16 protein-coding genes are annotated in these 18,796 nt (G+C 64.2%); 10 read left to right on the top strand and 6 right to left on the bottom strand.

All coding sequences use genetic code 11. The features are described from left to right. The first annotated feature begins 25 nt into the window (after window positions 1–25). The 3 genes from BMW28_RS09675 to BMW28_RS09665 all read left to right on the top strand — a co-directional run bounded on the left by BMW28_RS09675 (window position 26) and on the right by BMW28_RS09665 (window position 5,104). Window positions 26–2,491: a DNA internalization-related competence protein ComEC/Rec2 gene (locus tag BMW28_RS09675; RefSeq protein ID WP_091817194.1), complete on the top strand. Its 2,466-nt coding sequence runs from the start codon at window positions 26–28 to the stop codon at window positions 2,489–2,491. A gap of 199 nt (window positions 2,492–2,690) precedes the next feature. Then, a complete protein-coding gene (locus BMW28_RS09670; RefSeq protein WP_091817193.1) occupies window positions 2,691–4,130 on the top strand; it encodes a circularly permuted type 2 ATP-grasp protein in 1,440 nt (479 codons plus the stop codon). A 23-nt stretch (window positions 4,131–4,153) separates the two neighbouring features. Next, window positions 4,154–5,104: an alpha-E domain-containing protein gene (locus BMW28_RS09665; RefSeq protein ID WP_091817190.1), complete on the top strand. Its 951-nt coding sequence runs from the start codon at window positions 4,154–4,156 to the stop codon at window positions 5,102–5,104. A gap of 150 nt (window positions 5,105–5,254) precedes the next feature. Here the strand turns inward: BMW28_RS09665 and BMW28_RS12925 are convergent, their stop codons facing one another. Next, a complete protein-coding gene (locus BMW28_RS12925) occupies window positions 5,255–5,566 on the bottom strand; it encodes a hypothetical protein (protein WP_091817188.1) in 312 nt (103 codons plus the stop codon). Window positions 5,567–5,851: 285 nt separating this feature from the next. Here BMW28_RS12925 and secA point away from each other — a divergent pair, with 285 nt between their 5' ends. Then, entirely contained in the window at window positions 5,852–8,641 is a 2,790-nt protein-coding gene (gene secA, locus BMW28_RS09655; protein WP_091817186.1) for a preprotein translocase subunit SecA, read from the top strand. Between the two features lie 244 nt (window positions 8,642–8,885). Next, window positions 8,886–10,118 carry a bifunctional glutamate N-acetyltransferase/amino-acid acetyltransferase ArgJ gene (argJ, locus tag BMW28_RS09650; protein WP_091817183.1) on the top strand — a complete coding sequence of 411 codons (1,233 nt, stop codon included), beginning with the start codon at window positions 8,886–8,888 and terminating at the stop codon, window positions 10,116–10,118. Between the two features lie 90 nt (window positions 10,119–10,208). On the opposite strand, the gene BMW28_RS09645 is transcribed toward argJ, so the two are convergent. Next, window positions 10,209–10,763, bottom strand: a complete 555-nt coding sequence (locus tag BMW28_RS09645; RefSeq protein WP_091817181.1) for an FKBP-type peptidyl-prolyl cis-trans isomerase — start codon at window positions 10,761–10,763, stop codon at window positions 10,209–10,211. A 14-nt stretch (window positions 10,764–10,777) separates the two neighbouring features. On the opposite strand from BMW28_RS09645, the gene BMW28_RS09640 reads away from it, so the two are divergent. Then, window positions 10,778–11,911 carry a JmjC domain-containing protein gene (locus tag BMW28_RS09640; protein ID WP_091817178.1) on the top strand — a complete coding sequence of 378 codons (1,134 nt, stop codon included), beginning with the start codon at window positions 10,778–10,780 and terminating at the stop codon, window positions 11,909–11,911. A 200-nt stretch (window positions 11,912–12,111) separates the two neighbouring features. After that, the gene (locus tag BMW28_RS09635; RefSeq protein ID WP_091817176.1) at window positions 12,112–12,414 is read left to right on the top strand and encodes a hypothetical protein; all 303 of its coding nucleotides are present in this window, start codon (window positions 12,112–12,114) and stop codon (window positions 12,412–12,414) included. 81 nt (window positions 12,415–12,495) lie between these two features. Here BMW28_RS09635 and BMW28_RS09630 read toward each other — a convergent pair whose 3' ends face one another. The 4 genes from BMW28_RS09630 to BMW28_RS09615 form a co-directional block, all read right to left on the bottom strand. Next, entirely contained in the window at window positions 12,496–13,341 is an 846-nt protein-coding gene (locus BMW28_RS09630; protein WP_091817173.1) for a UDP-2,3-diacylglucosamine diphosphatase, read from the bottom strand. Between the two features lie 81 nt (window positions 13,342–13,422). Further along, window positions 13,423–13,923 carry a peptidylprolyl isomerase gene (locus tag BMW28_RS09625; RefSeq protein WP_091817170.1) on the bottom strand — a complete coding sequence of 167 codons (501 nt, stop codon included), beginning with the start codon at window positions 13,921–13,923 and terminating at the stop codon, window positions 13,423–13,425. A gap of 57 nt (window positions 13,924–13,980) precedes the next feature. Further along, window positions 13,981–14,685: a peptidylprolyl isomerase gene (locus BMW28_RS09620; protein WP_234970107.1), complete on the bottom strand. Its 705-nt coding sequence runs from the start codon at window positions 14,683–14,685 to the stop codon at window positions 13,981–13,983. A 116-nt stretch (window positions 14,686–14,801) separates the two neighbouring features. Further along, a complete protein-coding gene (locus tag BMW28_RS09615) occupies window positions 14,802–15,356 on the bottom strand; it encodes a tetratricopeptide repeat protein (protein WP_091817164.1) in 555 nt (184 codons plus the stop codon). 250 nt (window positions 15,357–15,606) lie between these two features. On the opposite strand from BMW28_RS09615, the gene cysS reads away from it, so the two are divergent. The 3 genes from cysS to BMW28_RS09600 all read left to right on the top strand — a co-directional run bounded on the left by cysS (window position 15,607) and on the right by BMW28_RS09600 (window position 18,794). Next, window positions 15,607–16,986 (top strand): cysteine--tRNA ligase, encoded by a 1,380-nt coding sequence (cysS, locus tag BMW28_RS09610; protein ID WP_091817161.1) that lies wholly within the window; start codon window positions 15,607–15,609, stop codon window positions 16,984–16,986. Beyond that, window positions 16,987–17,688 carry a DNA-3-methyladenine glycosylase family protein gene (locus BMW28_RS09605; protein ID WP_091817158.1) on the top strand — a complete coding sequence of 234 codons (702 nt, stop codon included), beginning with the start codon at window positions 16,987–16,989 and terminating at the stop codon, window positions 17,686–17,688. Window positions 17,689–17,816: 128 nt separating this feature from the next. Next, window positions 17,817–18,794: an acetyl-CoA carboxylase carboxyltransferase subunit alpha gene (locus tag BMW28_RS09600; protein WP_091817155.1), complete on the top strand. Its 978-nt coding sequence runs from the start codon at window positions 17,817–17,819 to the stop codon at window positions 18,792–18,794. The last annotated feature ends 2 nt before the right edge of the window (window positions 18,795–18,796 follow it).

The raw sequence follows: 18,796 nt of genomic DNA, 5'->3' as shown, positions 1-18,796 counted from the left end.
TGCGCGATCTTTCACCATCGCGGGGATGGCATGGGTGGCGGGCGTTGCGTTGCAGTTGCAGCAACCTGCGTTGTGGCAGGGGTCGCAGTATCTGGTGCTGGCAGGCATCTCGGTCTTGCTGCTGATTGCGCATGTGCGGGCGGTGTTGCCGGCGCCAGCATGGTTGTATGTGGTGCTGGCCATGCTGGCGTTTGCCATCACAGGTGAGCGCGCCTTGCACAGGCTCGGGGATCGTCTGGCGGCAGAGCTGGATGGCCCCGAGCTGGTGGTGACCGGGACGGTGGAGGGCTTGCCGCAGTGGAGGGCAGATGGTGCCCGTTTCCAGTTTGCCGTGGAAGAGGCCAGCTGGCGGGACCAGCGGATCGAAGTACCGCGCCGTTTGTCGTTGAGCTGGCCGACGCGCGGGCAAGTGGGAGCGCCGGCGCCGCCTGCCGCCGGGCGCGCCTGTGCCAGCTGCGTGCAGCCGGGGCAACGCTGGCAGTTCCCCGTGCGTCTGCGTCAGCCGCACGGCAACCGCAATCCGTTCGGCTTCGATCTGGAATTGTGGATGTGGCAGCAGGAAGTGGGTGCCAGCGGGCAGGTGCGGGCAGCCCCGGGGACTAAGGCAGCGCAGCGCCTGCACGATGCACCATGGTACCGGCTGGACCTTGCCATGGATCGTGCGCGCCTGCAGGTGCGCGAGCGTCTGCTCAACCATGTGGCTCCGGCCGGGCAGACTACTGCGGCAGCAGAGGATCGCCAGCGTGTTGCAGGCGTACTCGCCGCCCTGGTGATGGGTGATCAGGCGGCCATCGAGCGGCAGGACTGGGACATCTTCCGCCGCACCGGGGTGGCCCATCTGATGAGCATTTCAGGGCTGCATGTGACAATGTTTGCCTGGCTGGCCGGAGGCCTGGTGGGGTGGGCATGGCGGCGCAGTGCGCGGTGGGGATGGCCCTTGTGCCTGTGGCTGCCTGCGCCGCAGGCCGGGCTGTGGGGCGGCGTGCTGCTGGCACTGCTTTATGCCTGGTTTGCCGGCTGGGGCGTACCGGCGCAGCGCACGGTGTGCATGCTGCTGGTGGTGGCCTTGCTGCGCGGCGGTGGCAAGCAGTGGCCCTGGCATGCGATCTGGGCGATGGCCGCCATGGCAGTCACGCTGCTGGATCCCTGGGCGCTGCTGCAGCCGGGGTTCTGGCTGAGCTTTGTTGCGGTAGCGATGCTGTTCATCACGGGAGACGAGCAAGTGCCTCCGGCCCCCCATTGGCGCGCACGTGTCTGGCATGCCATCCGCGCCTTTCTGCACCAGCAATGGGTGGTGGTGCTCGCGCTCACGCCTCTGGCCATGCTGATGTTCGGCCAGTTCTCCATTGCCGGGGTGCTGGCCAACATGCTGGCGGTGCCGCTGGTCACTGTGCTGGTCACGCCGCTGGCCTTGCTTGGTGTGCTGCTGCCGCCCTTGTGGTTGCTGGCAGCCGACTTGCTGCAGTTGCTCAATGCCATGCTGGAATGGATGGCTGCCTGGCCCTGGGCCATGCATGCTGCAGCCCTGGCACCGTTGTGGGTGGGAGTGGCAGGGCTTGCCGGCGGCCTGTTGCTGGCGGTACGCCTGCCCCTTCCCTGGCGCCTGCAGGGGCTGGTGTGGCTCGCGCCGGTGCTGCTGTGGCAATCGGTGCGGCCGGCACCTGGCGAGTTCGAACTGCTGATGGTGGACATCGGGCAGGGCGGCGCAGTGCTGGTCCGCACGGCGAGCCACAGCCTGCTGTACGACACCGGCGCACGCCACAGCGACCGCAGCGATGCCGGGCAGCGCATTCTGGTGCCGCTGCTTGCGGCACTCGACGAGCAGATCGATCGGCTGGTACTCAGCCATGCCGACAACGACCATGCCGGCGGCGCGTCGGCAGTGCTGCAGGCACAGCCGCAGGCCACTGTCATGGGCTCGTTGCCGCCCGGGCATGTGCTGCACACCAGTCCCGGTGTGGCGGCCTGCCAGTCAGGGCAGCACTGGACATGGGACGGTGTGCGCTTCGACGTGCTGCACCCGGCACCGGGAACGCCGCTGACCGCAGACAACACCAATGCCAGCAGCTGTGTGCTGCGCATCGGCAACGGGCGGCGCAGTGCCTTGCTGGCGGGCGATATCGAACTCGAGCAGGAGCAGCAGCTGGTGCAGCGTCTTGGGCCGGAACAGCTGCAGGCTGACGTGCTGCTCGCAGCCCACCATGGCAGCGGCACCTCCACCGGAGCGGACTGGCTGCAGGCCGTGCAACCCCGCTGGACGCTGATCCAGCACGGCTACCGCAACAACTACGGCCACCCGCATGTGCCCGTGCTACAGCGCCTGTTGGAACAGGGTAGCACCATCGTGCAGACCGACCAGTGCGGTGCGGGTTGGTGGCGCTCGGACAGCAATCAGGTCCGTTGCGAACGCGAACGGAACCGTCGCTACTGGCAGCACGATGTGCCTCTTGCTCCGGTTCGCCTGCAGGACCCGGCGGACAGACCTGGCTAGAGCAGACGCGCGCTGCACCGTGGAGGACGGTTCGGCAGTACGACACAGAAGGGCGCCAGGGCAGGAATCCATACTCCTCCCCAACTTCTCCGCCATTTCGCCAATTCCGGCACGCATTACGGCATGCAATCCGACACCGAAACCCCGCAGCGCTTGCTATGCTGTCAGGAAGAAAAACAGGTTTTCAGGGAGATCGTGCATGCCTGCCTTTGACGAGATGTACCGCACCGTACCCTACGCGCAGGCGGCAGTGCGCCCGCACTATGCCGCGTACGAAGAGTGGCTGCAGCAACAGACCCCGCAGGCCCTGCAGCACCTGCGCGAAGAGGCAGAACTGATCTTCCGCCGCGTCGGCATCACCTTTGCCGTGTATGGCGACAAGGACGAGGATGGCAGCGGCAACGAACGCCTGATCCCCTTCGACCTGTTGCCCCGCGTGATTCCCGTTGCCGAGTGGGATCGCCTGCAGGCCGGCCTGGCCCAGCGCGTCACGGCGCTCAACCGCTTCCTGCACGATATCTACCACGACCAAGCGATTCTCAAGGCCGGCATCATTCCGTCCGAGCAGGTGCTTGGCAACGTCCAGTACCGCAAGCAGATGATCGGCGTGACTGTGCCCAACGGGGTGTACTCCCACATCAGCGGCATCGACGTGGTGCGCGCCACCCATGGCGAGGAAGAGGGCCAGTACTTCGTGCTGGAAGACAACCTGCGCGTGCCCAGCGGTGTGAGCTACATGCTGGAAAACCGCAAGATGATGATGCGCCTGTGCCCTGAGCTGTTCCAGTCACACAAGGTGGCCCCGGTCGCGCACTATGCCGATTTGCTGCTCGAAACCCTGCGCGACAGCGCCCCGGCGGCAGTGTCCGATCCGGTCGTGGTGGTGCTGACGCCCGGCATGTACAACAGTGCCTATTTCGAGCACGCCTTCCTCGCGCAGCAGATGGGCGTGGAGCTGGTGGAGGGGCAGGACCTGTTCGTCAGGGATGGCTTCTGCTACATGCGCACCACCGAAGGCCCGCAGCGCGTGGACGTGATCTACCGCCGCATCGACGATGACTTTCTCGATCCCCGTGTGTTCCGCAAGGATTCCACGCTGGGTTGCGCCGGCCTGATGGATGTCTACCGCGCCGGCCATGTCGCCATCTGCAACGCCATCGGCACCGGCATTGCCGATGACAAGTCCATCTACCCCTACGTGCCGCAGATGATCGAGTTCTACCTCGGCGAAAAGCCGCTGTTGGCCAATGTGCCTACCTGGCTCTGCCGCAAGCAGGACGATCTGCGCTATGTACTGGACCATCTCGACGAACTGGTGGTCAAGGAAGTGCATGGCGCCGGGGGCTACGGCATGCTGATCGGCCCGACTGCCAGCAAGGCAGAGATCGAGGAATTCCGCGCCGTGCTGCAGCAGCACCCTGATCGCTACATTGCCCAGCCCACGCTGAGCCTGTCCACCTGCCCGACCTTTGTTGACAGCGGCGTGGCTCCGCGTCATATCGACCTGCGCCCCTTTGTGCTCTGCGGCAAGGAGGTGCAGATGGTGGCTGGCGGCCTGACGCGCGTGGCGCTCAAGGAGGGCTCGCTGGTCGTCAACTCCTCGCAGGGCGGCGGCACCAAGGACACCTGGGTGCTCTGAGAACACAACAAGAAAGGGAAACCATGCTGTCACGCACCGCCGATCACCTGTTGTGGATGGCCCGCTATATCGAGCGCGCCGAAAACACCGCCCGCATGCTGGATGTGAACTGCCAGACCGGCATGCTGCCGATCTCTGCCGCCCAGGCCGAGCAGGGCTGGGAAGGCCTGCTGTCCATCTGCGAGTTGCTGCCTGCCTACCGTCGTCAGCATGACGATATCCGGCCCGGGCACATCATCCAGTTCATGGCCGCCGATGCCGACAATCCGTCCTCCATCATCGCCTGCATCCAGGCCTCGCGCGAGAATGCCCGCGCTGTGCGTGGCCAGCTCACCACCGAAGTCTGGGAAACCTACAACCAGACCTGGATCGAGGCGCAAGCCCTGCTGCAAACCGACATCCTGGAGGATGACCCCAGCCGTTTCTTCGAGTGGGTGAAAGATCGCTCGCACCTGGCACGCGGCGTGATGCTGGGCACCATGCTGATGGACCAGTCGCTCTGGTTCCTGCGCCTGGGCACCTTTCTGGAACGCGCCGACAACACCGCGCGCCTGCTGGACGTGAAATTCCACGCCCGCGACAACGAATTCCACGTCAGTGATCTGGTGGACCAGGAGGAACTGGATTTCTACCACTGGAGCGCCATCCTGCGCAGCGTGTCGGCCTTCGAGGTCTATCGCAAGGTGTACCGCGACGTGATCCGTCCCGACCGCGTGGCCGAACTGCTGATGCTGCGCCCCGACATGCCGCGCTCGCTGCTCGCCAGCATGGACGAAGTGCTGACCAACCTCGACCGCATTGGCGCCAGAACGCTCAGCAGCCCGTCACGCCGTCTGGCCGGCCGCATCCAGTCCGAACTGCAATACGGGGAAATCCACGACATCCTGGAAACCGGCCTGCACAACTACCTCACGCGCTTCCTTGAGCGCATCCACGAGCTGGGGCAGGTGATTACGGACGAGTTCCTCTACTAGAGCGCTGTGAATAGCACGTCGCGCGCAGCGGGTGTCCAATGCTTCGGGCTTCGGGCTTCGGGCTTCGGGCTTCGGGCTTCGGGCTTCGGGCTTCGGGCTCCTGGCTCTGGCCAGGCATCCCTGTTTCCGCACCAGCCGCAGGGCGCGCCCTCAGGTCTGCAAGCTGCCCTTCATCCGCAGCCGGATATGCTGCACCTCAAACCCCTGCGTCTTCAGCTGCTTGAGCCAGATCGGCAGCAATTGCCGTGCCTTGGCCGCCACCGCATTGCCCGACACGATCAGACACCACTCGCCATCCTCCACCACGCCAAAGGTGATGTGCGCGCGCAGCATGGGTGGAATCAGCGGCGTGATGCAGCGCCCGCAGTCCTGTGCGTGGCGCAGCCGCTGCATCAGGGTGCCCAGCACCGGGGCTTCCTGTGCGGCCTGTTCCAGGCGGATGGCTTGATGTCTGCGTTGCATGGCGCCATTATCGGTGCGCACGGGGCAGGGCGGCCGCTTTTCACATTTGCGCACAGATGCAATCGATTGCGACGCGGCATTGCTGCATCTGTAACCAAGCCGGATAGTAGAATGATTGATTGCCGATTCCTGGTTGACGCGGTGCAGCATCGTGCAGTTGAGATTGTCCGCACCGCCCCTATCTGTTGAACCGGAATCCGCCTCAACACCCAACAAACTACAAGGACACTGCCCGTCCTGCAGCTTCCGCCCCGGCGGCAGCACCCCGGGCGGCAGTGTGAATGCATGGCCACCATCCTGACCAAAATCTTCGGCAGCCGCAACGATCGCCTGCTGGGCAAGTACCGCAAGACGGTCGCACGCATCAATGCGCTCGAGAAGGACTTCGAACAACTGTCCGATGAGCAGATCCCTGCCAAGACAGCGGAATTCCGCGAGCGCGTCGCCAAGGGCGAAACGCTGGACGCCATCCTGCCCGAGGCCTTTGCCCTGGTGCGCGAAGCCTCCAAGCGCATCATGAAGATGCGCCACTTCGACGTGCAGATGATCGGGGGCCTGGCGCTGCATGAAGGCAAGATCGCCGAAATGCGCACCGGCGAAGGCAAGACCCTGACCGCCACGCTGCCGGTGTACCTCAATGCCCTGTCTGGCAACGGCGTGCATGTGGTGACCGTGAACGACTACCTGGCCAACCGCGATGCGCAGTGGATGGGTCGCCTGTACAACTTCCTGGGCCTGACGGTGGGCGTGAACCTGCCGCAGATGCCGCGCAATCTCAAGCAGGAAGCCTACGCGGCCGACATCACCTACGGCACCAACAACGAATTCGGCTTCGACTACCTGCGCGACAACATGGTGTACGAGCTGGCCGAGCGCGTGCAGCGCCCGCTCAACTACGCCATCGTCGACGAGGTGGACTCCATCCTGATCGACGAGGCGCGCACGCCGCTGATCATCAGCGGCCAGGCCGAAGACCAGACCGAGACCTACCTTGCCATGAACAAGGTGGTGCCCTATCTGACCCGCCAGGAAGGCGAAGAGAACCTGGTCACCGGCGAAGGCGTGATCACCCCCGGCGATTTCACCGTGGACGAAAAAGCCCATCAGGTCTACCTGACCGAGCAGGGCCATGAGCACGCCGAGGAAGTGCTGGCCAAACTGGGCCTGCTGGCCGAAGGCAGCTCGCTGTACGATCCGGCCAACATCAGCCTGATGCACCACCTGTACGCCGCGCTGCGTGCCAACCACCTGTACCACCGCGACCAGCATTACGTGGTGCAGCAGGGCGAAAACGGTCCCGAGATCGTCATCGTCGATGAATTCACCGGCCGCCTGATGGCAGGCCGCCGCTGGAGCGATGGCCTGCACCAGGCCGTCGAGGCGAAAGAGGGCGTGCCGATCCAGGCCGAGAACCAGACGCTGGCCTCCATCACCTTCCAGAACTACTTCCGCCTGTACACCAAGCTGTCCGGCATGACCGGTACGGCCGACACCGAAGCCTACGAATTCCAGGAAATCTACGGTCTCGAAACCGTGGTGATTCCGCCCAACCGTCCGAGCCAGCGCACCGACCAGCTCGACCGCGTCTACAAGACCACACCCGAGAAATACAAGGCCGCCATCGACGACATCCGCGAGTGCTACGAGCGCGGTCAGCCGGTGCTGGTGGGGACCACCTCGATCGAGAACTCCGAGATCATCTCCGGCCTGCTGAAGGAAGCCGGCCTGCCGCACCAGGTGCTCAACGCCAAGCAGCACGAGCGCGAAGCCGAGATCGTGGTGCAGGCCGGTCGCCCGCACATGATCACCATCGCCACCAACATGGCCGGCCGCGGTACCGACATCGTGCTGGGCGGCAGCCTGGAGAAGATGATTGCCGCGGTCGAGGCCGACGCCAGTCTGGATGATGCCGCCAAGCAGCAGCGCATCGAGGACCTGCGCGCCAACTGGCAGGGCGACCATGAGAAGGTCAAGGAACTGGGCGGCCTGCGCATCATCGCCACCGAGCGCCACGAATCGCGCCGCATCGACAACCAGCTGCGTGGCCGTTCCGGCCGCCAGGGCGACCCGGGCTCCTCCCGTTTCTACCTGAGCCTGGACGACCAGCTGATGCGCATTTTCGCGGGTGACCGCGTGCGCGCCATCATGGATCGCCTGAAGATGCCCGAGGGCGAAGCGATCGAGGCCGGCATGGTCACGCGCTCCATCGAAAGTGCCCAGCGCAAGGTCGAGGCGCGCAACTTCGACATCCGCAAGCAGCTGCTGGAATACGATGACGTGTCCAACGAGCAGCGCAAGGTGATCTACCGCCAGCGCAACGAGGTGCTGGAATCCATCGGCCTGCAGGAGCAGATCGACGGCCTGCGCCAGAGCAGCTTCACCGATCTGGTGCACAGCTTCGTGCCGCAGCAGAGCATGGAAGAACAGTGGGATCTGGCCGGCCTGGAAAAGGCGCTGGCGGACGACTGGGGCCTGGACATCAACCTGCGCGGCATGGTCGAGGCCTCCAACAGCATCACCGACGAAGAGATCGTCGAGAAGGTGCTGCAGGAAACCGATGCGGCCTTCAAGGCCAAGTTCGACATGGTGGGCGAGGAGCACTTCGTCAACTTCGAGCGTGCGGTGCTGCTGCAGAGCATGGACACGCACTGGCGTGAACACCTGAGCGCGCTGGACCACCTGCGTCAGGGCATCCACCTGCGCGGCTACGCCCAGAAGCAGCCCAAGCAGGAATACAAACGCGAGGCCTTCGAGCTGTTCGGCCAGATGCTGGACGCCATCAAGAACGACGTGACCCGCATCCTGATGAACGTGCGCATCGAGTCGCCCCAGCAGCTGGACGAGGCCACCGAAGCCGCGCTGCCCAGCGATGGCGGTGGCTACATCAACATCACCTACACCTCGCCCAGCGAAACCGGCGAACCGCAAAGCACCCCGGCTGCTGCCGGTGCGGCACTGGCAGCCGGTGCGGTGGCCGACATGCCGGCCGAAGCCTTCGTCGGCGTCGGCCGCAACGATCCCTGCCCCTGCGGCAGCGGCAAGAAGTACAAGCAGTGCCATGGCAAGCTGAGCTGATGAGCGCTCCTTCTTGCGCTGAGCCTGAGGGCGGGGCAGCGCACGAGCCATGAGGCCGGCTGGCGCAGGTGGCGGTGTGTCAACTCGCATCGACAGCTGCCCGGATGCTTGCTCGACAAGATTTCTCCTCGTACAGGGGAACGCAAAAACAGGCCCAGCGCCTGTTTTCTGCCTTTTTGGCGGCACAATTGAAAAATTGCGACCCCGCAACCTCACCAATGATTTGTCTCCCGGAGATTTGTCCATGCCCGTGAATCTGACTGCCCCCCGTGCCGAAGACCTGCATCCCGTCCAGGGCCTGCGTCTGGGCGTGACCGAAGCCGGCGTGCGCAAGGCCAACCGCAAGGATCTGAGCGTGCTGCTGCTGGACGAGGGCGCTTCGGTCGGCGCCGTTTTCACGCGCAACCGCTACTGCGCGGCTCCGGTGCAGGTCTGCCGCGAGCATCTGGAAGGCGGCCAGGCCGCGATTCGCGCCATGGTGATCAACACCGGCAATGCCAACGCCGGCACTGGTGCCCCCGGCCTGCAGGCCGCGCGCGACACCTGTGCTGCGCTGGCGAAAGAGCTGGGCGTGCAGCCGCAGCAAATCCTGCCGTTTTCCACCGGCGTGATCATGGAAAACCTGCCGGTCGACCGCATCGTTGCCGGCCTGCCCGCTGCCATTGCCAACGCTCAGCCCGACAACTGGGCGCAGGCCGCCGAAGGCATCATGACCACCGACACCGTGCCCAAGGCCTACAGCCTGCAGGCCGAAGTGGATGGCGCCAGCATCACCGTGACCGGCATCAGCAAAGGCGCCGGCATGATCCGTCCGAACATGGCCACCATGCTGGGCTTTCTGGCGACCGACGCGCGCGTGAGCCAGGGCGTGATGGCGCAACTGGCACGTGAGCTGGCCGATGGCTCCTTCAACCGCATCACCATCGACGGCGACACTTCCACCAACGACTCCTTTGTCGTGATTGCCACCAACAAGGCCGACCACGAAGAAATCACCAGCCTGGACAGCGTGCCCGGGCAAGCGCTCAAGGCCGCCATGCTGGTGGTGTCCCGCCAGCTGGCCCAGGCCATCGTGCGCGACGGCGAGGGTGCCACCAAGTTCATCACCGTGCGCGTGGATGGCGGCAAGACGCAGGAAGAGTGCCGACTGGCGGCCTACGCCATCGCGCACTCTCCGCTGGTCAAGACCGCCTTCTTCGCCAGCGACCCGAACCTGGGCCGCATTCTGGCGGCTGTGGGCTACGCCGGCATCGACGATCTGGATCAGGGCAGGATCGAGCTGTATCTGGACGACGTGCATGTGGTCACCCAGGGCGGCCGCAACCCCGCCTACCAGGAAGAGCAGGGCCAGCGCGTGATGAAGCAGGCCGAGATCACTGTGCGCGTGGATTTGGGTCGTGGTGAGGCCAGCGACACCGTCTGGACCTGCGACCTGAGCCACGACTACGTGAGCATCAACGCAGACTATCGTTCCTGACCGGCGCGTGCCCCGGAATGGGGCGCATTTGAATCCGCAACAAAAATGGCGACCCGACCGGTCGCCATTCTTCATGCATCTGCCTGCAACTCAGTGCAGCGTATCGTTGCCCGGCATCAGCGTGCTGCCCGATTCCAGCTTGAAGAAGCCGGTCCCCGCTGAGCCACGGCCCACTTCATCCACCGTGGCTTCGCGCACGCTGTGGATCTTGATGCGCAATTCCAGCCCGATACCCGCCAGCGGATGGTTGCCGTCCAGCACCACATGGTCGGGGTAGATGTCGGTCACGATGTACAGCGCGTCCTTCGGGATGTCGGCATTGCAGCCCGCGGGCAGGGCGTGGCCGTCGAAGGCCATGCCTTCTTCCAGTTCGGCCGGAAACCACTTGCGCGCTTCGAGATACACCTTCTCCTCGTCGTAGTCGCCAAAGGCGTGATGCGGCTCCAGATGCAGTTCCAGGTTGTCGCCCACCTTGTGCTCCAGCAGCGCCTCGTCGATGGCTTCCAGCAGGTCGTCGCCGCCCACCAGAAATTCGACCGGCTCCTGCAGTTCGTCCAGCACCTCGCCCTGCATGTCTTTCATGATCCAGGTCAGTGCCACAACCGATTGATCGGTCACCAGAGTCTTGTCGGATGAATTTTCCATTGCACAATTGTCCCATGAACACCGATCAAGCACTCCCCCTGCTCGGCAATTTGTCGCCCGACCAATTCATGCGCCGCCACTGGCAGCGCAAGCCGCTGCTGGTGCGCCAGGCCATCCCCGGCTTCCAGCCCTTCCTGGATCGCCGCGAGCTGGCCGCGCTGGCCGAACGCGAGGATGTGGAATCCCGCCTCATCACTTCCGGTACGGCCAAGGGTTGGACCTTTGCAAAGGGGCCTTTCCCCAAGAGCAAGTTGCCGGCCTGGAAGCAGGCCCAGTGGACGCTGCTGGTGCAGGGCGTGGACCTGCACGACGAGCGCGTGCATGCGCTGATGCAGCAGTTCCGCTTCATTCCCGATGCGCGTCTGGACGACGTGATGATCAGCTATGCCAGCGATGGCGGCGGCGTCGGCCCGCACTTCGACAGCTACGACGTGTTCCTGCTGCAGGCGCACGGCCAGCGCCGCTGGCGCATCGGCCGCCAGAAGGACCGCACATTGCTGCCCGACATGCCTGTGCGCATCCTGGCCGACTTCCAGCCGGAAGAGGAGTTCGTGCTGAATCCCGGCGACATGCTCTACCTGCCGCCCGGCTGGGCACATGATGGCGTGGCCGTCGGCGAGTGCATGACCTATTCCATCGGCTTCCGTGTGCCGCAGAAGGGCGATCTGGCGCGCGAGCTGCTGCTGCGCATGGCCGAACCGGCGGCTGACGCCCTGGGCGAGAGCCTGTACAAGGACGCCGGCCAGCCGGCCGTGGCGCAGGGTGCGGAAATTCCCGATGCCATGCAGCAGTTTGCCTTCGGCGCGGTGCAGGCCGCCTTGCTCGATGCCGACAACATCGCCTGCGCGCTGGGTGAGTATCTGACCGAGCCCAAGGCCAATGTCTGGTTCGACGCGCCCGAACTGGAGCCCACCGAGTTGCAGACTGGCGGCGTGCGCCTGGACCGCCGCACCCGCATGCTGTACGACACCCATCACATCTTCATCAACGGCGAGAGCTACCGCGCAGCCGGCAAGGATGCCCGCCTGATGCGCCAACTGGCAGACGATCGCGCGCTGGATGCCAAGGCAGTTGCGCGTGCGAGCGAGGCGGCGCGCGAACTGATGCTGTCCTGGGTGGATGCCGGCTGGCTGCTGGACGGACAGTAGGCTGACGCTTTGCTGTCACCTTCATACAACGAAGTTGACGTTTTTGTCAGGAAACTCGTCAGCTAGCGTCAGGAATCTCGGTAATTTCCCTATAATTGGCGACGGAGGCAGAGCTCGGGTGTTCTGCCTCAGTTTTTGCCGAAACGGTAAGAACAATTTCCGGAAATTGTTTTTATTCACCTGACATACAAGGATATCCAATGAACAAGTCTCTCGTCATCGCTTCCGTGATCGCTGCTGCTGCTCTGGTCGCTTGCGGCAAGAAAGAAGAAGCTGCTGTGCAAGCCGCTTCCGCTGCTGACGTGGCTGCTTCCGCTGCTGCTGACGCTTCCTCCGCTGCTGCTGACGCTGCTTCCGCTGCTGCTACCACCGTTGACAACGCTGCTTCCGCTGCTGCTGGCGCTGCTTCCGAAGCCGCTGCTGCTGCTGGTGACGCTGCTTCCGCTGCTGCTACCGCCGCTGCTGACGCTGCTTCCGCTGCTGTGGACGCTGCTTCCAAGTAATTGGATATCTGCCATGGCCTTGTGCCATGGCCAGCAACAGGAAAGCCACCCTCGGGTGGCTTTCTTGCGTCTGGGAACTGCTCAGGCGTTGGGCGCTGCCATCTGCAGCCGTTCCCAGGGCTGTGCCGATTCCGGACACCAGCGCAGCACATCGCCCCGCGCGGGCAGGCGCGCGGCTTCCCAGTCGCTCAGTACCAGACGGCGCAGGGCAGGGGTTTGCGTACCGTCCAGCACATGCTCGGCCGGCTTGTGCGTGTGGCCGTGCACCAGCGTGTGGCAGCCACGCTCCTGCAGCCAGCGGCAGGCGAGGGGGGCGTCCACATCGGCATAGCCTTCCACCCCCAGCTCGTTCTTGCGTGATTCGCTTTGTGCGCGCAGCTGGCGCGCCAGCGCAAGGCGCTGCTCCAGCGGCTGCTGCAGCAAGGCCTGCTGCCAGGCGGGTTGCCGCACCTGGGCGCGGAACTTCATGTACTGCACGTCGTCGATGCACAGCGCATCCCCATGGCTGAGCAGGATGCGTTCCGAGCTGCCTGCCGCCAGCGGCCATTCCAGCACGCAGGGGTCGTGCAGCAGGGTCATGCCGGCTTCGGCGCAGAATGCCGCACCGACGAGAAAGTCGCGGTTGCCGTGCATGAAGTAGAGGGCCCGGCGCTCACTGGCTGCGCGAAGAGTGCGCGCCACGTCGCGCTCGAAATCGTGACCGGCAGCCCCCGTGATGTCATCGCCGACCCACACTTCGAAGATGTCTCCGAGCAGGAACACGGCATCGGCGGGTGTCTGCTCCAGGTAGCGGGCAAACGCGCGCCAGGTGGCGTCGTCCTGCTGCAGGTGCAGGTCCGAGACAAAATCGGCGCAGCGCCAGGCGGTAGGGGCGAGCACATGGGACACGGCTGCTTCGGGGGCAGTGGGTGGGGGCAGGTCGGACATCAGGGCAGCATTCGAAGCAAGAAAAAGCCACGCAAGCAATGATGCCCTGCGTGGCTCCGGAAAAAAGCGTTGGCGCGACGCTTACAGCGCCACGGCTTTCTCGATCACGACGTCGTCCTTCGGCACGTCATCGTGGAAGCCACGACGGCCGGTAGCGACCTTGGCGATCTTGTCGACCACGTCGGTGCCGCCAGTGACCTTGCCGAACACGGCGTAGCCCCAGCCCTGCGGCGTGGGAGCGGTGTGGTTCAGGAAGTCGTTGTTGGCCACGTTGATGAAGAACTGGGCGCTGGCAGAGTGCGGAGCGGAGGTACGGGCCATGGCGATGGTGTACTTGTCGTTCTTCAGCCCGTTGTTGGCTTCGTTCTGGATTTCCTTGGCGGTGGGCTTTTGCTGCATGCCGGGGGCGAAGCCGCCGCCCTGCACCATGAAGCCGGGGATCACGCGGTGGAACACGGTGCCTTCATAGTGGCCGGCGCGGACATATTCCAGGAAGTTGGCCACGGTGATGGGCGCTTTTTCAGCGTCCAGTTCGATGGTGATGGTGCCATGGTTGGCGATGTGCAGTTCTACAGTGCTCATGTCTTTATGGGAGTTGTCGGTATGAAGAAAGCGGGCCGGCCGGCCCGCGGGGATGGCTTATTTTATCTGTGTGGCCGAATTGATCACCACGGCCTGCTTCGGAACATCACTCGGGAACTGGGCATTGCCGCCGGTGGGCACCTTGCGGATGCGGTTGACCACATCCATGCCGCTCACGACCTTGCCGAAGACGGTATAGCCATAGAGCTGGCTGGAGCGCAGCAGGCTGGCACGCGGTACATTGGTGTAGGTGCGACCCTGATAGTCAAAACGCGCCACCGGATCCCCATCGGGAATTTGTACCGGATCGAGGAAGCTGTTGTCTTTCACGTTGATGAAGAACTGGGCTGCGGCCGAGTTGGGGTCGTTGGTGCGTGCCATGGCGACCGTGCCGACCGTGTTGCGCAGGCCGGCCTTGGCCGCCTGACGTCCTTCATGCGGCACCGGCGTGCGCGTGGCCTTCTCCACATAGCGGGTATCGTAGCCGCCACCCTGGATCATGAAGTTGTCGATCACGCGGTGGAATACGGTGCCGTCGTAGTGCTTGCTGCGCACGTACTGCAGGAAGTTGGCCACGGTCTTGGGAGCCTTGTCCGGATAGACCTCGATCACGAAATCGCCCTGGCTGGTGCTGAAGCGCACCTGCGGGGCGCTGGCCTTGGGCGCAGCCAGCGCAGCACCGGCTGAGAGGGTCAGGCTTGCGCCGATCAGCGTGCTCATCAGTGCGCTACGGGCAAGCAGTTGGCGACGGGTATGGGGCATGGAAAATCCTCTTCTTCAGGGGCAAGGGACAAGCAGTTGACGCGGATTATCCGTTGCAGTTCCCCGAGGGGTGTGTACAAGGGTAAGTGCTGCCATCAGCGCAGCGGGTGCCGGGTTCAGGAATCGGCCGACTTGAGCTTGGCGCGCAGGGCGGCATTGCCCGGTTGCAGGGCCAGTGCACGGCTGTAGCTGTCATGCGCCATGCGGCGGTAGACGTCGCCAAGATTCTCGAGCGCGGTCGCGTAATTGGGGTTGCTGCGCAGGGCCGCTTCGAGTGCCTCGCGTGCCAGGCCCAGCTCGCCACTTTCTGCGTACAGCACAGCGAGGTTGTTGAAGGGCTCGGGGATCTCGGGATACTCCTGCGTCAGTCCGATCAGCACGGTGCGGGCCTGGTCCTTCTGGCCCTGGGCGGTGAGGATGCGGCTCTTGAGCAGACGCATCTGCGGATCGCGCGGGTTGCCGGCCAGGTAGTTGTCGGCGGCCTGCGAGGCACCGGCCAGATTGCCGCTGCCCATCATCTGCTGCACTTTCCTGTAGTCGGCGCCCACCAGGCCATCCTGGGCGAAAGCCGGCGCACTCAGCAGGGCGCCCAGCAGCGCGGCGGCCAGCCATGGGGTACGGGAGCCGCTGGAGCGGAAGGAAACAGGGCGGAGCAGGGACAGCAGGCGCATGGGCATCGGGCGGTACGGGCGGCGGCTGGCGCCGCGACTTGCGAAGGTCGGAATGTGCGGATTATTGCAGGTTCGTTGCCGGCTGCACCTGATCAGGGGCAAGCCGCCACGCGGATACGGTACCATGATGTCTGTGCGGCAGTCCGCCTGCCGCGTTCCGGGTCACGTCTGTATGCCGCATGGCAGTTGCGGCTTGGCGTGCTGTGCTGCATGATCACGGTGACCCTGCTTCCACGAACCAATTGAAACAATGTCCCTGCAAATCTACAACACGCTCAAGCGTGAGGTACAGCCTTTTGCTCCCCTGGAACCCGGTCATGTGCGCATGTATGTGTGCGGCATGACGGTGTACGACCTGTGCCACCTGGGCCATGCCCGCGCCATGGTGGCCTTCGATGTGGTGCAGCGCTGGCTCAAGGTGAGCGGCTACCGCGTCACCTATGTGCGCAACATCACCGATATCGACGACAAGATCATCAAGCGCGCACTGGAGAATGGCGAGACCATCCGCGGCCTGACTGACCGCATGATTGATGCGCTGCATGAGGATGCCGACGCGCTCGGCATCGAGCGCCCCACGCACGAGCCGCGCGCCACCGAATATGTGCCGCAGATGGTGCAGCTGATCGAGACGCTGCAGGGCAAAGGTCTGGCCTACCAGGCTGACAACGGCGATGTGAACTATGCCGTGCGCAAGTTTGCCAACTATGGCCGCCTGTCCGGCAAGTCGGTGGACGAACTGCGCGCCGGCGAGCGTGTGGCAGTGCAGGACGGCAAGCAGGATCCGCTCGATTTCGTGCTGTGGAAATCCGCCAAGGAGAGCGAGCCTGAGGATGCCAAGTGGGACAGCCCCTATGGCATCGGCCGCCCCGGCTGGCATATCGAGTGCTCGGCCATGGGCTGTGCGCTGCTGGGCGAGCAATTCGACATCCATGGAGGTGGGGCCGACCTGCAGTTTCCTCACCACGAGAACGAGATTGCGCAGAGCGAAGGCGCGACCGGCAAGGCGCCGGTACGTTTCTGGATGCACAACGGCTTTGTGCGCGTGGACAACGAGAAGATGTCCAAGAGCCTGGGCAACTTCTTCACCATCCGCGAGGTGTTGAAGGACTACGATGCCGAGACGGTGCGTTTCTTCATCCTGCGCGCCCATTACCGCAGCCCGCTCAACTACAGCAATGCGCATCTGGATGATGCGCGTGCCGCGCTCAAGCGCCTGTATACCGCGCTGAGCCTGGTCAAGGCGGAAGTGCCCGCGCAAATTGACTGGAACGATCCCTTTGCCGCACGCTTCAAGGCGGCAATGGACGAGGATTTCGGCACCCCCGAAGCAGTGGCCGTGCTGTTCGAGCTGGCGAGCGAAGTCAACCGCACGCAATCGCCGGAACGTGCCGGCCTGCTGCGTGTCCTGGGGGGCTGCATCGGCCTGCTGCAGGACGATCCGCAAGGCTTTCTGCAGGCTGGTTCCGCACTGGATGCCGATGCCATCCAGGCGCAGATCGACGCCCGCGCCGCAGCCAAGGCCGCCAAGGACTGGGCCGAGGCCGACCGCATCCGCAAGGCCCTGCTGGAGCAGGGCGTGGTGCTGAAGGATTCGCCCACCGGTACGACCTGGGAAATGGCGCAGTAAATGCAGGCACGAGCAAGACAGACGGCTTCCGAGCCTGCGGAGGCTCCGGCGTCAGTGGCGGTGGCTGCGGATGGCAGCACCCTGATCACGCCCGCGTACTGGGCCGAGGCCTGCAAGACCCTGGCCAAGCGAGACCGCGTGATGAAGCGCCTGATTCCGCAGCACGGCAGTGCCTGCCTGGAATCACGCGGCGATGCCTTCACCACGCTGGCGCGCAGCATCGTGGGGCAGCAGATTTCGGTGAAGGCGGCGCAATCCGTGTGGGATCGCTTTGCCGCGCTGGCTCCCGAACTGGATGCCGAACAGGTGCTGCGCCTGCGCATTGGCGACATGCGCGCAGCCGGCCTGAGCGCGCGCAAGGTGGAATACCTGGTTGATCTGGCGCTGCACTTCAGCGAGAAGAAGCTGAATGAAGCCGACTGGACCGCTATGGACGACGAAGCCATCATCGCGCAGCTGGTGGCGATCCGCGGCATCGGCCGCTGGACGGCGGAGATGTTCCTGATCTTCCACCTGCTGCGGCCGAACGTGCTGCCGCTGGACGATGCGGGGCTGATCAAGGGCATCAGCCACAATTATTTTTCCGGCGAGCCGGTGAGTCGCAGCGACATGCGCGAAGTGGCGCAGGCCTGGCAGCCGTATTGCAGCGTCGCCACCTGGTATCTGTGGCGTTCGCTCAGTCCCTTGCCGGTGGCGTATTGACCTGCGTAAAGCGAAATGCAGTGCATGTCACATGCAGGCACTGGCTAAATTTACAATAGCACCCAAGTACCCGAACCAGATTCTCTGGCCCAGCCGGCTTGTTGCCGGCATCATCGAGGAGTCTTTCCGTGGCCAAACGGACCTTTCTAGATTTTGAACAGCCCATCGCCGAACTCGAAAACAAGATCGAGGAACTGCGCTATGTGCAGAGCGAATCGGCTGTCGACATTTCGGCAGAAATCGAACAGCTGAGCAAGAAGAGTCAGCAGCTGACCAAGGACATCTACAGCGACCTGACGCCCTGGCAGATCACCAAGATCGCGCGCCATGCCGACCGTCCCTACACGCTGGACTACATCCGCGAAATCTTCACCGACTTCGTGGAAATGCATGGCGACCGCCACTTTGCCGATGACCAGTCCATCGTGGGGGGGCTGGCGCGCTTCAACGGTACGCCCTGCATGGTGCTGGGCCAGCAGAAGGGCCGCGACACCAAGGAGCGCGGCCTGCGCAACTTCGGCATGAGCAAGCCCGAGGGCTATCGCAAGGCGCTGCGCCTGATGAAGACGGCCGAGAAATTCGGCCTGCCGGTGTTCACCTTCGTGGACACGCCCGGCGCCTATCCCGGCATCGATGCCGAGGAGCGCGGCCAGAGCGAGGCCATCGGCCGCAACATCTTCGAGATGGCGCAGCTGGAAGTGCCGATCATCACCACCATCATCGGTGAAGGTGGCTCCGGCGGCGCGCTGGCGATCAGCGTGGCGGATCAGGTGCTGATGCTGCAATATGCGGTGTACTCCGTGATCAGCCCGGAAGGCTGCGCTTCCATCCTGTGGAAGACGGCGGACCGTGCACAGGATGCTGCCGAGGCGCTGGGCATTACCGCGCACCGCCTGAAGGCGCTGGGTCTGGTGGACAAGATCGTGAGCGAGCCGGTGGGTGGCGCGCACACCAACTACAAGCAGATGGCCTCGCTGCTCAAGCGCGCGCTGGGCGATGCACTGCGTGGCGTGAGCGATCTCAAGCCGAAGGAACTGCTGGACCGCCGTTACGAGCGCCTGCAGAGCTACGGCCGCTTCAACGATACGCGCGCCGACAAGGAATAAGG

Source organism: Allobrachymonas denitrificans DSM 15123 (genome assembly GCF_900110225.1).
GTDB classification, from domain to species: Bacteria; Pseudomonadota; Gammaproteobacteria; order Burkholderiales; family Burkholderiaceae_C; genus Brachymonas; species Brachymonas denitrificans.
The sequence above is the reverse complement of the archived record's forward strand: the minus strand, read 5'-3'. Positions and strand labels throughout refer to the sequence as shown.

What these genes read in the sequence shown, in the direction of transcription:
- BMW28_RS09675 (WP_091817194.1), top strand. Translation starts at nt 26, where the DNA reads ATGGCATGGGTGGCGGGCGTTGCGTTGCAGTTGCAGCAACCTGCGTTG.
- BMW28_RS09670 (WP_091817193.1), top strand. Translation starts at nt 2,691, where the DNA reads ATGCCTGCCTTTGACGAGATGTACCGCACCGTACCCTACGCGCAGGCG.
- BMW28_RS09665 (WP_091817190.1), top strand. Translation starts at nt 4,154, where the DNA reads ATGCTGTCACGCACCGCCGATCACCTGTTGTGGATGGCCCGCTATATC.
- BMW28_RS12925 (WP_091817188.1), bottom strand. Translation starts at nt 5,566, where the DNA reads ATGCAACGCAGACATCAAGCCATCCGCCTGGAACAGGCCGCACAGGAA.
- secA (WP_091817186.1), top strand. Translation starts at nt 5,852, where the DNA reads ATGGCCACCATCCTGACCAAAATCTTCGGCAGCCGCAACGATCGCCTG.
- argJ (WP_091817183.1), top strand. Translation starts at nt 8,886, where the DNA reads ATGCCCGTGAATCTGACTGCCCCCCGTGCCGAAGACCTGCATCCCGTC.
- BMW28_RS09645 (WP_091817181.1), bottom strand. Translation starts at nt 10,763, where the DNA reads ATGGAAAATTCATCCGACAAGACTCTGGTGACCGATCAATCGGTTGTG.
- BMW28_RS09640 (WP_091817178.1), top strand. Translation starts at nt 10,778, where the DNA reads ATGAACACCGATCAAGCACTCCCCCTGCTCGGCAATTTGTCGCCCGAC.
- BMW28_RS09635 (WP_091817176.1), top strand. Translation starts at nt 12,112, where the DNA reads ATGAACAAGTCTCTCGTCATCGCTTCCGTGATCGCTGCTGCTGCTCTG.
- BMW28_RS09630 (WP_091817173.1), bottom strand. Translation starts at nt 13,341, where the DNA reads ATGTCCGACCTGCCCCCACCCACTGCCCCCGAAGCAGCCGTGTCCCAT.
- BMW28_RS09625 (WP_091817170.1), bottom strand. Translation starts at nt 13,923, where the DNA reads ATGAGCACTGTAGAACTGCACATCGCCAACCATGGCACCATCACCATC.
- BMW28_RS09620 (WP_234970107.1), bottom strand. Translation starts at nt 14,685, where the DNA reads ATGCCCCATACCCGTCGCCAACTGCTTGCCCGTAGCGCACTGATGAGC.
- BMW28_RS09615 (WP_091817164.1), bottom strand. Translation starts at nt 15,356, where the DNA reads ATGCGCCTGCTGTCCCTGCTCCGCCCTGTTTCCTTCCGCTCCAGCGGC.
- cysS (WP_091817161.1), top strand. Translation starts at nt 15,607, where the DNA reads ATGTCCCTGCAAATCTACAACACGCTCAAGCGTGAGGTACAGCCTTTT.
- BMW28_RS09605 (WP_091817158.1), top strand. Translation starts at nt 16,987, where the DNA reads ATGCAGGCACGAGCAAGACAGACGGCTTCCGAGCCTGCGGAGGCTCCG.